The organism is Xanthobacter autotrophicus ATCC 700552 (assembly GCF_043194565.1).
GTDB lineage: Bacteria > Pseudomonadota > Alphaproteobacteria > Rhizobiales > Xanthobacteraceae > Xanthobacter > Xanthobacter autotrophicus_F.
In genome coordinates this window covers 1-12,333 of the sequence record NZ_JBAFVS010000036.1, presented here as the reverse complement: position 1 = coordinate 12,333, position 12,333 = coordinate 1, and the positions used below count along the sequence as shown (strand labels likewise).

Genomic DNA, 12,333 nt, shown 5'->3' with positions numbered 1-12,333 from the left:
AGGGCCGCCTCCATATGTTTACGCAGGAATTATCTGGATAATCGGGCGGTTCGCCTTCGTTCGAGCGCGGCAATCGGCGGTGATTGGGTAGCTATCTCGCAGAATAGCGCGCCATAACGTGGAATCGACGGGGTTCGCGGGCTACGAACGATGAAGATGGGCACTATGTCTGCGCAATAGCCACCTAAACCTCGCTATTACCCTCTCACCCGGAGAGTGCCCTTGCTTGGCGATAAGCAGAGTGCCGAGTGGTCACTGGCCTACAGAGAACCGCGCGGCTACAGATGAGGAAATACGCCGACTTCCAGCAGGTCACGCGCAGCCGGACGGTCGGCATGGCGTTTTCGGCGTCAGCGGATATCGAGGCTCTTGCGTTGTCCTTGCTTGCGCCGCTGTTCCCGGTCGCAAAGGGCATACGATTGATCGGCGTCACAGTCTCATCACTGGATGGGTTGCCTCGTCAGGCCGAGAGGTAGATTCAGCTCCCGCTCTTATAGGCCACGCCGGAAAAGCATGCCAAGATGTCCGAAGAATGCAGCATCGTTCGGACGCCCCTTGCTTATGTCCGAAATTTGCATCATATTTCGGACATGCTCGATCAACCAACCGCCGACCTCCGCCCTCGCCTTCTGGCCCGCGTCGACGCGAAGCCGAGCGAGGTCTGGACGCCAGGCGATTTCGCCGACCTCGGCAATCGCGCAGCTGTCGACAAGACGCTACAGCGCCTCGCTGCGGCCGGCGAACTGCGCCGGATCGACCGTGGGCTCTATGATCGGCCGCGAAAGAGCAACCTCACCGGCAAGCCGATGGTCCCCGACTATCGTGCCGTGATCCGAGCCGTGACGCGGCGGGACCAGGCCCGCGTCGTGGTCGACGGCATGACTGCGGCGAACGATCTCGGCCTCACCACAGCCGTCCCCGCACGCATCGAGGTCCTGATCGACGCGCGCCTGAAGCCGATCACGCTCGGCAAGCAAGTCATCCATTTCAAGTCGGCTGCGCCCAGCCGCCTGTATTGGGCGGGGCGGCCGGGTATGCGCGTCGTCCAGGCGCTTCATTGGATGCAGGACATGATGACGGAGGAGGAGGATCGACGGGTCGTCGAGAACCGCCTGCGCAAGCTGTTCGCCGACCCACAGCATGGCAAGGAGCTTCGCGACGATCTTCGCGCGGGTCTCTCAGCCATGCCGATCTGGATGCAGGATTTTCTACGGCCCTTGCTCGATACTGCCGACGCTGCGCCGGAGGATCGCTCGTGAGCAGCGCAGCCTTTCGCGAGGTCATCTCCGCTGCGCCCGGCGAGAAGCTCGACCTTTTCTTGACGACGGCGAACCGGCTCGGCGCACCGATCGGAAACATCGAGAAGGATTTTTGGGTCTGCTGGACCCTCAACGCCCTCTATCACGAACGGCCCGCCGGAGGTCCGCGCCTCCTGTTCAAGGGCGGGACGTCGTTGTCGAAGGCTTTCGGGCTGATCGAGCGATTTTCCGAAGACATCGATGTGACGGTCTTTCGCGACGATCTCGCCGAGCCCGCCTCCGTCGACGAGCTCGAAGCGCTATCGAACAAGAAGCGGCGGGCTCGACTGGACGCGATCCGAGACGCCTGTCGTGGCTATATTACCGGACCGCTGCACGGGTTCCTGACCAAGCACCTTGCCGAGGCAACGGACGGACGCGGCCGCGTCGAAATCGATGAGGCTGACCCCGAGGGGCAGACGCTTTTGGTCTGGTATCCCGAGGTCGAGCCGCGCGACGAGGCCTATGTGCGGCCGGCGGTGCGGATCGAGTCTGGAGCGAAGTCGGCCCTCGACCCGAACCATCCGAAGGAAATCCGCCCCTACATTGCCCAGGATGTGGCGGGCCTCGAGCTGGCGGTCCCGAACGTCACGACGATCAATGCCGAGCGCACGTTTTGGGACAAGGTCGTGATCGCGCACGGCCTGCGGCGCTGGTTTGAGCGCCGCGGCGAGCTGCGCCAGGCAGGCCAGCGCGTCTCGCGACACTTCTACGACCTCCATTGCCTTTTCGCCTCCGAGGTCGGCCGGTCGGCAATAGCCGATGCCGCCTTGGGAGCCGACTGCGTTCGGCACGCCCTCATGTTCTTCAACCGGCCCGACTACGATCTGGCGTCGGCCGCAACCGGGTCGTTCGCGATCGCGCCGTCCGCGGCCATGATTGACGCGCTCGCGCGAGACTATGCGAACATGACACCGATGATCTTCGGGGACGCCCCTCTCTTCGCGGACATTCTGACGTCGATGAAAGAGATCGAGCAGATGGCGAACGATCGAGGCCGATAAATGGTCGGTCGCAAATCGGAAGGCCCGCTCGGCGAGACACGGAAAAATCGGACGGAGCCAGAAGGCTAGGACCATCGCATGGCTGACATCCTGGAAAATGCACCGGTGAGACTGCCCGACCGTGCCTCGGTTGGAGCGGCCCTGGCGCGCCTTCCGGCCGGCGCCGACGAAGCCGCGCTCGCAGCAGCGCTGACCGAGGCGTTTCCTGGGTTCGCCTTCTTGGCGGCGATTGACGACGACCAGTACTGGCGGGTCGAGCGCTCGGTGCTTGCCGCCGACGGAACCCGGATCGCCGAGTACCGACCGTGGATGGAAGCAGAACTCGCCAAGGACAAGGGCAACGTCGGGGCTCTCTGGTCTCGGTTACAGCAGACCGAACTTCAGATCTCGGAATGGCACGGCAACAGCGTGTACGCCTTCGCGCCGACCGGATCGGGCGCGGCCGACTACGTGCAGATTTCGGTCGGCCGCGAGGTGGAGTGGCGTGCTGGGCCGATCGTCAATCCATCATCTCGCCCCTGGAGCGAGCTGGAGCTGCTTGATCCGTCATGGATCGACCATGACGCCAGGTCCGACGACAAGGTGATCGCGGGCCCGCTCTACCGTTTGAGCAAGCGTACCGGCAGCAGTGTCGTGCATGTCCGGACATTCCTCGCGCGGTGCGCGCGCCTCGAGCGCGAGAAGCGTGAGGCGCGCCGCCCTGAGATGGAACAGCGCGTCTGGATCGGCACCGACGGCACGCAGAGGCCCTTCCTGGAATTGCAGCCCAATTGGTTCGATGTGGTGCCGCGCGAGGTGCGCTTCTTTCAGGACTGGGAGGAATCGAGCGCGCGCAGCGCGCGCGTCTTCGAGCATTGGGCACTCGACATCACCGACTATGAGCACAACGGCCAGCGAGAGATCGGGTTCATCACCCGTCCGCTGCATCTGCCGAAGGAGAGCCTGGAGGCCGGCGATGCCTCAGTGCATATGCTGATGGATCGCACAGAGGCGATCGATCGCGAGGTCGGCCTTGCCTTCGGCTGGTACTTTCTCATGACGCACGGCAACCGAGTCGATCCCGATGTTGGCGACGCGATCGCGCAGGGCCTGCGTGACGCGCGTGTGCGCCTGCCAGACCATGATGCCAAGGTGCTGTTGCGGTGGGCTGACCAGCGCTACGGATTCTGACCGACGATGAATTGGCGGCTTCGCCCCGGCCATAAATACAGATCCATTTTGAAATCTTACTCGCTCGCGCCGTCGTCAAAATCGTCGGCCTCTCCGCCGGCGATCGGAATATCTCCAGCCAGCAGCTTCTCTTTGCTGAGCAGGCCGGCATCCTCGAGCGCCTCCATGTCCGGCAGGTCGCGGAGCGTGTCGAAGCCAAAATGCGACAGGAACCCCGGGGTCGTCACGTAGGTATAGGGCGCACCCGGCGTCGGGCTGCGCGGCCCGGCAGCGATGAAGCCGAGCGACCGCAGATGGCCGATGGTGTCGCGGCTGACCTCCTTGCTGAAGAACTGGCCAAGCTCGCCGCGGGTGATCGGCTGGAAATACGCGATGCACATCAGGATCAGCGCATCCGATTGCGACAGCGGCTTCGTCTCGGTTCCAAGCCCTGTCGCCGTGCGGATCGCATCGGCGAAGCTCTTGCGGGTGCGGTGCTGCCAGCCGCCGGCGACCGCGACCAGCTCGTAGGGCCGGCCGCGCAGCTCGCCGCGGATATCGTCGATGATGAGGTCGAGATTGCAGTCCCGCCCGACGACCCGCGCCAGCACCTCACGCCCGACCGGCTCGGGCGAGGCGAAGATCACCGCCTCGACCCGGCCCATCCATTCGCGCCAGCGAAGCTCCGGCGGCAGATCGGCGAGCTCGGTGTCAAGCTCCTGCTTGGCTCGCGCGCGCCGGGCCATGGTCAGAGCCCGTAGAGCCGGAAGGTCGGCCGGCCGGTGAGCTCACGCACGCCGCCGAGCGCGACCAGGCGCTCGAACAGCCGCCGGCTCGAGCGGTCGCTCGCGGCCTTGCCGGTCCTGGCCGCCTGCGCGTCCTCGCTGATGAGGATCGCCACCATCATGTCGGCGTCCTTGCCGCGCAGCTGCGGCGCGGCGGCGAGGAGCTTCTCGGCGCGGCGGGCGAGATCGGCGTGCAGGTCGGCCGCGGCCGCCGAGCCCCGGGCATAGGCCAGGTTGCAGGCGGCAAGCCAGCCGCTGTCGCCGGCGACATGCGCGGCGGCGTGACGGAAATCGGCGCGCTTCAGATGGGCGGCGAGCAAAGGCACCGGCGCCGGCCATTTGAGGCGATGCGCCAGGACCGCATCGGCGAGCCAGAGCGCCAGCGGCCGGCTGTCGGGCCGAAACCGCAGGCTGGTCGCCGCCACTCCCGCCGCGGCGCGCACCGCACTCCCCGGCCCTTTGAGCTGGTCGGTGGCGAAGGCAATGACGTCCTGCAGCGCGTCGTCGTAGCGGTGGGCCAGCAGCGCCGCGAGCTTGAGCTCCCAGTCGCCGGCGGCCATCGCCGACCGCTCGCTCAAGGCGCGCCAGGCCTTGAGGAGCTGCCCGGCGGGCCCTGGGTCGTCGCCCTCGCGGCGCAGATACCAGTGGTCGCGCAGCATCCCCTCGTCCTCGGTGCGGCCGTTCTGCTGCGCCAGCGCGGCGGCGCAGCCAAGCGCCAGGCGCTGGCGCCAGAGGGTGCCGAGCGGGTGCTCGTGGCGGGCGATCGGATGCAGCGCCGCCAGCGCCGCCCCGGCGAGAAACTCCGTATCTTCAACGGCTTCGCCGGTCGCGGGCTGGCGCGCCCAGCCGGGAAAGGCCGGAAAGGTCGGAGGGGGCTCGGGGATGAGTCGCGCGCGCGAGGCCATGCCGGATCGTATCCGATGGCGGCGCTTTCTGCCAGAGATTTGGCCGCTAACCGCCGCACCTGTCGCGACTCCAGAACGAACGATAATGTTGCATTATCATTCGTTTCTGTCTTTATATAGAAGCATGCATGAAACGAGCCCTCCGAGCCCCGAAAACGACGCCCAGGAGCACGCGCCGCCCTCCCCTGCAGCGCCGCCACCCGTCGTCATTTCCGCGCCGCAGCCGTCGGCCGACCTGCCCGCCCATCTCGAACGCCTCGCCGATCGCGCCCGCGACTATGTCGCGGCCGCCAGCTCGGCCAACACCCGCCGCGCCTATGCCGCCGACTGGAAGCATTTTTCCGCCTGGTGCCGGCGCCAGGCGTTGTCTCCCCTGCCCCCGGACCCGCAGGTGGTCGGGCTCTACATCACCGCCTGCGCCTCCGGTGCGGCAACCGCCGATCGCCAGCCGAACGCCGTCGGCACGATCGAGCGGCGTTTGTCGGCCCTCTCCTGGAACTATGCCCAGCGCGGCACGCCGCTCGACCGCGCCGACCGCCATATCGCCACCGTGCTCGCGGGGATCCGCAACACCCATGGCCGGCCGCCGGTGCAGAAGGAAGCCGTGCTGCCGGAGGACGTCATCGCCATGCTGGAGACGCTCGAGCGTGGCACGCTGCGCGGCCTACGCGACCGCGCCATGCTGCTGCTCGGCTTCGCCGGCGGGTTGCGGCGGTCCGAGATCGTCGCGCTCGATGCCGGCCGCGATCAAACCGAGGACGGCCGCGGCTGGGTCGAGATCCTCGACAAGGGGATGCTGGTGACGCTACGCGGCAAGAACGGCTGGCGCGAGGTCGAGATCGGCCGCGGCTCCTCGGACTCGACCTGCCCGGTCGTCGCCTTGCAAACCTGGCTCAAGCTGGCGAAAATTCCCCATGGACCGCTATTCCGGCGGGTCACCGGCCAGGGCAAGGACGTCGGCCCGGATCGGCTCACCGACCAGCAGGTGGCGCGGCTGGTCAAGCGCACCGCGCTCGCCGCCGGCGTGCGGCCGGATCTGAGCGAGGGCGAACGAGAGAGTAAGTTCGCTGGGCATTCGCTGCGCGCCGGCCTCGCCTCCTCGGCCGAGGTCGACGAGCGCTACGTGCAGAAGCAGCTCGGCCATGCCTCGGCCGAGATGACCCGGCGCTACCAGCGCCGGCGCGACCGCTTCCGCGTTAACCTCACCAAGGCGGCAGGATTGTAGCGTCGGCCGAAGCATGCTCCGACCTTGCCGGTGCGTGCCCAGCGAGCCACTTCACGGACTTGCCCGCTGATTTTTCGGGAATTGGAAGGCACCTCTGATAAGGTGACGGTCCAAGGCGTCTTGAGGCAAGTTAAGCATGGCTCGACCTGGCAACAATCCGAAGCGACGGATAGCGCGCGAAGGCTTCCTGACAGACGAACGAAAAGCCGAGCTTGCGGTCAATGCGCGATACGGTGGCAGCGGCCATCATAAGAGGAACCCAGCGGACTACGGCCTAGAGAGAACCAATCCGCGGCCGACAAAGTCGCTTTGTGACGCTCTTAAGGTGATCCGGTTGGAGCAAGCCAGCGAGCTAATGCGTCGAGGCATTTCTCGAGGAGCAGTCAGCGAACTCGCCTACAATGGTTTTCCAAAATTCATCTGGTGCGTCGACGAAGATGGCGAGGTTTATGAGGCGAAAACTGACCCATCTACGTTAGGGGTATATCACGGCTACCGTCTTGAAGAAGAGGACGATCTGCGCGACTACGTAAGAGATATTTGGAAGCAACGATGCCTGTCAGTTGGTCAATAGCTGCCGAATGGGAGCAACTCGATGCCGGGTCGCCGGAGGAGCGTGCATGCTTTTCTGCGCTTGGCATCAAGGCGCATGATCTTTGGCTGACAGAAGGCAACGACGTCCTAGCCAATAGGCTGCGTCAAGCGCCCCTACTCTCTGCCTACCACCTCGCCGAGTGGCTCGCCTGGAATTGGTGGCGTTTGCGTTGGGAGCCACGCTCAAATTCCAAGGATTGGGCTTACGCCCATCGTCTGACGACAATTGGATCGGGGTATATCTGGCCAAATTTGACGATTTTCTCCGATGGCGAACGAACCGCATTGATTTCGAAACCCACGACGGAACGCCCCCAAACGCCTTTCCGCTACATCACCGATCACGCGGTCATCCTGCCCGCCAGCGAGTTCGAGGCTGGCATTGACCTGTTCCTCAGTCAGGTGTTGGAGCGCCTTAGCTGGGCCGGCATCGAAGACAGCAATCTCCAGACAGTTTGGTCGGGCGTAATTGCAGAGCGTAAAACACCAGCTTTCGTACGCACTCGCAAATTGGAGGCTCTGCTGGGTCAGGATCCTGACTCCCAGGAGCAACTTGTCGATCAATTGGTTCGCGACATCGAGGATCTTGGGTTGTCTGGTGTTGAGGAGCTGGCAGCGGAACACGGCCAAAGCGGCAAGCTTTTGACCGGGGACGACCTTCGTGAAGCAGCTCAGAGGAGCGGTTTCGATGCCTCGCCACGCGATGTCATTCGGCTACCAGCTACTGAAGTGCCGAAGCGCAGCGGTCTGACCCCCGCTTACAGAGCAGGAGCCACGGCGGCCCGTGCCCTTCGTGAACACCACCGGCTCGGTGAGGGTCCGCTTACGGATGTCCAGTTAGCTGAGATGGCGGGCGTTGTTCGCGCAATCATACCGGACGTTCGAGGCGGGGCATCTATCTCTTTCGCGCTCGACGAAAAGCCCACTCAGGGCCGGGTTGTTCTTCGATCCAAATGGCGGACTGGGCGCCGCTTTGAACTTGCACGGCTTCTGGGCGATCGTCTTGCCAGACCGCCGAGCGGAGCTCTTCTGCCCGCGACTCGCGCTTACACCTACCGACAGAAAGTTCAACGGTCCTTCGCCGCAGAATTGCTCAGCCCGTTCGAGGTTGTCGATGCGATGCTCGGCGACGATTATTCTATGGAAAATCAACAGGACGTTGCCGAACACTTCGAAGTCTCGCCCCTGACGATTCGTACATTGCTCGTGAATCACGGCCGCCTGGCTCGCGAGGGGCTTGAGACCGAATTTGAGACCGCCGCAGCCTAATGGGCTTCCATAAGGCGAGCCGTCCGATTGTGCGGGCACGAGACGAACGTTGTTCTCGACCGAATGGAACGACCCGATGGTTACCGAGCGTCGCCGGACGACTACACGGCTATTCCCGCGGTTCGACATGGGTCATGCTCGCTTCTTGTCGCGCTTTCTGCTGCCGATCAGCGCCATCAGCATCGGGCCAAGAGAGAACCCTCCGGCTTCCGCCTTTTTCGTCAAATCGCGGATATAGCCGCCGGCGCTATTGATCGCGGCACCGCGCTGCAGGATCGCCGCAACCACCACAGCAGCCTGAACCTCTCCCATGACGGTCCGCGCCTCCTCCCAGGCGCTCGGACTGATCCCCAGCATGGGCCGGACCACGGCAACGGTCGCCAGGAAGTCCCGCCAGTTCGAAATCCCGGACTTGGAGTAGTCGCAAACATCGGGACAAGCGTCGAGAACCATCCCCAAGGGGTAGGACCCTTCCGGCATCCGCGGCGTTTGGGGTTCTGGCGCTGCCTTCGCCCCCCTCTCTTCTCGGAGAGCAGGTTCAAGTTCAATTAGGGAGTCTGGATTTGAATTATGTATGTGGCGCTCAAATGTGGATTCATTGGTGCTCGTTTTTTCTGTTTTTGCATGAGCCTCCAGCAACATAAGGATCTCATCAGCCAGCATGGTGAGCTCCTCGGCAACTGGCTCGAGCTCAGCGAGTGTGGCGCTTCGCGGAATCCGAGCCATGATCGCGCGAAACAGCCCGTGGATCTCCGCCCAGTCCGCCGGACCCTGCCCTGCCCGCTTCGTCGGCACGCCCTCCTCGAGGCCTGTCGCGATCATTTTCGCGATGTCACGCCGGCAGATGGTGATGCGTTCGCGCACGAGCTTCATCTCACGCTCGGCCGCCAGGATCGCCTCGGCAATCTGCGCAAACTCTTCGGCCCGCGCCACGAGCGGCCCGAGGTCGAAGCCAAAGGCCATCGCGACCTCGCCGTCGCGGCCCTTGCGGGCGTATCGCTTCCCGTTCGGGCTGTCGCGGCGAATGATGAGCCCAGCGTCGACGAGGACGGCCAGGTGCTTGCGCAGCGTTGATGCCGGCATGCCATGCGCCCGCCGTGCCAGCTGATCGTTCGAGGGAAAGACGATCAGGTCTTCCCCCGTCAGCATGGTCTCCGGGTGAAACGTCAGTAGCGCGTTGAGCACCGACAGCGCGCGCTCGGACACGCCGAATGTGACCCTCGCAATGCAGAGCGTCTGATAGACGTGCCATTTGTGAACCGCCTTTTCGAGCGGCCGTGCTTTTGCGATCGCCTGATTTGCCACATGGGCAAGCGTCAGCGTTCGCCGCCCGAAGGGCGTCGTCGATAGGTGTGGTTCCATGTCTCTGCCTCTATGAGGGCAAAGGAAATCTGCTCGCCGAAACGGCGCTCAATCTCTCACGAGACTCTTGACTGTGATTCGCGGAAGTGTGATTCTCGTAATCGCCAAAGAACGAGAAGGGCTTCCGGAACTCCGTTTCGGGGGCCTTTTTCTTTTGCCGCGTTGCTCCTAGCTGGTTGCGGTGAGCTTCGTACGGTCGGTCAGTCCTCCTTTTTCTCGTTGCTGTAGGTCTCGAAAAGGCGATCCATCTGCGTCAGCAGGAAATCGCCAAACCCGGGAGCATTGCGTTTGTCGATCGACAGAACGAATGCCCGGTCGGTCGATGAGACGCGTGCGACGCGCACGCCGGCGGGTGTGGACCAGTATTGTCCATGCGCCTTCTTGGCGACGGCGCGAGCTGCCGGCTCCTCCGGCACGGGGGGATTCGAGATCAGTCCAAAGACAAGATCAAATCGTTCATCGGATGAAGCCGCCTGCACATCGGCCGACGCGAGAAAATCGGTCACTTGCTCGATGTCGACACCCGCCTCGAAAGCAGTGGCCAGATCAACCCATCGGTCCCGGCCAGTCGTCGGCGCCGATCCGATAGCCTCAATGATCGCAAGCGGGATCTTCTTTACCACCGAGATCATTCGCGAGACGACCGTCTTGTCGACGGTCAAAGCGCTCATGATTGTCTCGCGATCGTAGCCCCCTTCCTCCAACCGCCAGGCGAACAGAGCGCGCTCTATGAATGAGAGGTTCGCTCGCGCGCTGTTTTCCTGTCCCTGGGCGAGGACGAGATCGCGATCCGAGAGCTTCTTGACAACGGCTCGGACCTGGCGTCCGAGCACCTTGCAGGCTCGCCAACGCCGTCGCCCGAACGCGAGTTGATAGCGCCCGCTCTCCTTTGGATGGGGCCGGACGAGCACGGGGGAATCCTGACCGCGCGCTTCGATTGCCGCGACCAGCGTACGGAAGTCCGCGTCATCGTCGTGCGACAAACGGTCGGCGATAAAGGGCGGGTCGATGATGTCCGGGTCGACATCGATTACCGTCTCGCCGGCAGTGAGGCGGGCTTCGAGGTCTCTGGCTGCGTCTGCTCGCGCGGCCAACTCGTCAATAGAGCGCGTGACGGCACCGAGAGCGCCTCGGGTTGCGAACGCCGGAGGCGACACTCTTTGCGGCACCGCGGGAGCATCGTCGGAGTTGACTGCCGTCAACTTTTTCTCAGGTGAGGCGGAGAACAGTCCCTTGCGTGCCATTACCCCCTCCCCCAGGCCTTGTGGATCAGCCCCTCGATCTCTCCATTGACCGCGTCGAGAGACTCGATCGCCCGATCGTATGTGCTCGGCGTGAACTCCTTTCGTTCGACCTCATAGAGCGTTTGCTTCGTAAGGCCGGCATCGGAGATCGCGACGCTCTTCAGCATCGGATTGGTCAGGACGTGACGTCCGAACCGTGTGCGAATGAAGGTGACCATCTCGGTCTGCGGTTGGTCCGACGCCTCGTAGCGCGTGATGAGGTAACGCACCCAATCGTACTGCATCTTGCCGCCGGCTTTCTTCAGATGCGCCATGACGTCTCCGAGCATCTGCAGGAACTGAGACATGGACATCACGTCGAGCATCTGCGGATGCACGGTGACGAGCAGGGCGGTCGCTGAACACAGGGCGATCATGGTCAGATAGCCGAGCTGCGGCGGGCAATCGAGAATGACGACGTCGTACCGGTCTGCTACCGGGCCGAGTGCCTCGTCCAGTCGCGCGAAGAATTGGCGGCCCATGCTGCCGCTTTCCTTCGTCGCCAATACGAGCGGAGTGTCATACTCGAAGTCCATCAGCTCGATGTTGCCAGGCACGATATCGAGCCCGGCAAAGTTCGTCCTCCGGATGACATCCGAGAGAGGGCGCCGCTCGTCATCATATCGAATTGCGCCGTAGAGCGTCTCATTGCGGCCGACATCAAACTCGGGCTGAAGGCCATGAAGCGCCGTCAGGCTCGCTTGAGGGTCTAGATCGATGGCCAGAACGCGATGACCGGCCAGCGCAAGATGTTGAGCTAAATGGGCGGCCGTCGTGGTCTTTCCACTTCCTCCCTTGAAGTTGGCAACCGCGATGATCTGGAGATGCTCGGGGCCCTGGCGATGCGGAACATAGCGCTTCCTGGCTCTGGCATTGTCGTCGAGGTACTGGCGAAGCTCTAGGATTTGCTCAGCGCTGTACGAGCGGCGGCCGGATGGCGTCACCGACGGAGCCGGCCCCTTGCCTTCGAGCGACAGGTTTCGGAGATAGCCCGGCTTCACCCCAAGGAATCGGGCTACCTCACTTAACTGAAACGACCGCAGCGACTTCTCCGCCACGGGCGGGAAATGCTCAAGCCAATGCGCTTGCAGCTTTGCTGATAGATCGCGACCATGCTCCATGATGAGCGAGTCGACGTCATCAACTGCATCGGTGGCGCGTGAAGTGTCGGCCATTCGTTTTTCCCGCACATGCGCTTTCAACGCCACTTCTGACGTAGAACCGCATTTAGAGCCGATTCTAACGGTGCGGCAAGGCTTTTTGGGTTAATGAAAGGTTAACGACGCGAGGCGTCGGCAAACGCTCTGGCCATCCAGAGTCAATTCTCTCGTGGACATCGCCTTTGGCGCTCTTCGCTTGGCCGTTCGGCGCTTCCCCGGCGACGCCCCGCCAGAGCGGATCGGTGACGGCTTGATCGGATTTGCGAGGCGCCGACCCCGCTGTTGGGCGGGACCGGCGA

12 protein-coding genes are annotated in these 12,333 nt (G+C 63.5%); 7 read left to right on the top strand and 5 right to left on the bottom strand.

Annotation, left to right across the window (positions count from 1 at the left end):
- The first annotated feature begins 284 nt into the window (after window positions 1-284).
- From V5F48_RS23290 to V5F48_RS23275, 4 genes are all read left to right on the top strand, one after another.
- The gene (locus V5F48_RS23290) at window positions 285-476 is read left to right on the top strand and encodes a DinB/UmuC family translesion DNA polymerase (RefSeq protein ID WP_366522822.1); all 192 of its coding nucleotides are present in this window, start codon (window positions 285-287) and stop codon (window positions 474-476) included.
- Window positions 477-590: 114 nt separating this feature from the next.
- Window positions 591-1,259 (top strand): DUF6088 family protein, encoded by a 669-nt coding sequence (locus tag V5F48_RS23285; RefSeq protein ID WP_298307038.1) that lies wholly within the window; start codon window positions 591-593, stop codon window positions 1,257-1,259.
- On the top strand, window positions 1,256-2,302 hold the full coding sequence (locus V5F48_RS23280) for a nucleotidyl transferase AbiEii/AbiGii toxin family protein (RefSeq protein WP_298307036.1): 1,047 nt from the start codon (window positions 1,256-1,258) through the stop codon (window positions 2,300-2,302). Before V5F48_RS23285 ends, V5F48_RS23280 begins: the two co-directional genes overlap by 4 nt.
- A gap of 78 nt (window positions 2,303-2,380) precedes the next feature.
- Window positions 2,381-3,472 (top strand): hypothetical protein, encoded by a 1,092-nt coding sequence (locus tag V5F48_RS23275; protein ID WP_394072542.1) that lies wholly within the window; start codon window positions 2,381-2,383, stop codon window positions 3,470-3,472.
- Between the two features lie 56 nt (window positions 3,473-3,528).
- Here V5F48_RS23275 and scpB read toward each other — a convergent pair whose 3' ends face one another.
- Both scpB and V5F48_RS23265 read right to left on the bottom strand, forming a co-directional pair.
- Window positions 3,529-4,197, bottom strand: coding sequence for an SMC-Scp complex subunit ScpB (gene scpB, locus V5F48_RS23270; protein ID WP_394072544.1), 669 nt, complete (start codon window positions 4,195-4,197; stop codon window positions 3,529-3,531).
- 2 nt (window positions 4,198-4,199) lie between these two features.
- On the bottom strand, window positions 4,200-5,141 hold the full coding sequence (locus tag V5F48_RS23265) for a DUF1403 family protein (RefSeq protein WP_394072546.1): 942 nt from the start codon (window positions 5,139-5,141) through the stop codon (window positions 4,200-4,202).
- 124 nt (window positions 5,142-5,265) lie between these two features.
- Here V5F48_RS23265 and V5F48_RS23260 point away from each other — a divergent pair, with 124 nt between their 5' ends.
- The 3 genes from V5F48_RS23260 to V5F48_RS23250 all read left to right on the top strand — a co-directional run bounded on the left by V5F48_RS23260 (window position 5,266) and on the right by V5F48_RS23250 (window position 8,229).
- Window positions 5,266-6,366 (top strand): site-specific integrase, encoded by a 1,101-nt coding sequence (locus V5F48_RS23260; RefSeq protein ID WP_394260432.1) that lies wholly within the window; start codon window positions 5,266-5,268, stop codon window positions 6,364-6,366.
- A gap of 136 nt (window positions 6,367-6,502) precedes the next feature.
- Window positions 6,503-6,940 carry a hypothetical protein gene (locus tag V5F48_RS23255; protein ID WP_394086181.1) on the top strand — a complete coding sequence of 146 codons (438 nt, stop codon included), beginning with the start codon at window positions 6,503-6,505 and terminating at the stop codon, window positions 6,938-6,940.
- A complete protein-coding gene (locus V5F48_RS23250; RefSeq protein ID WP_394016337.1) occupies window positions 6,919-8,229 on the top strand; it encodes a hypothetical protein in 1,311 nt (436 codons plus the stop codon). The genes V5F48_RS23255 and V5F48_RS23250 overlap by 22 nt, the downstream gene beginning before the upstream one ends.
- 132 nt (window positions 8,230-8,361) lie before the next feature.
- Here the strand turns inward: V5F48_RS23250 and repC are convergent, their stop codons facing one another.
- From repC to repA, 3 genes are all read right to left on the bottom strand, one after another.
- Window positions 8,362-9,591, bottom strand: coding sequence for a plasmid replication protein RepC (gene repC, locus V5F48_RS23245; protein WP_394016336.1), 1,230 nt, complete (start codon window positions 9,589-9,591; stop codon window positions 8,362-8,364).
- Between the two features lie 200 nt (window positions 9,592-9,791).
- Window positions 9,792-10,835 carry a plasmid partitioning protein RepB gene (gene repB, locus V5F48_RS23240; protein ID WP_394016335.1) on the bottom strand — a complete coding sequence of 348 codons (1,044 nt, stop codon included), beginning with the start codon at window positions 10,833-10,835 and terminating at the stop codon, window positions 9,792-9,794.
- Window positions 10,835-12,049: a plasmid partitioning protein RepA gene (repA, locus tag V5F48_RS23235; RefSeq protein ID WP_394016334.1), complete on the bottom strand. Its 1,215-nt coding sequence runs from the start codon at window positions 12,047-12,049 to the stop codon at window positions 10,835-10,837. Before repA ends, repB begins: the two co-directional genes overlap by 1 nt.
- Window positions 12,050-12,333: the final 284 nt, after the last annotated feature.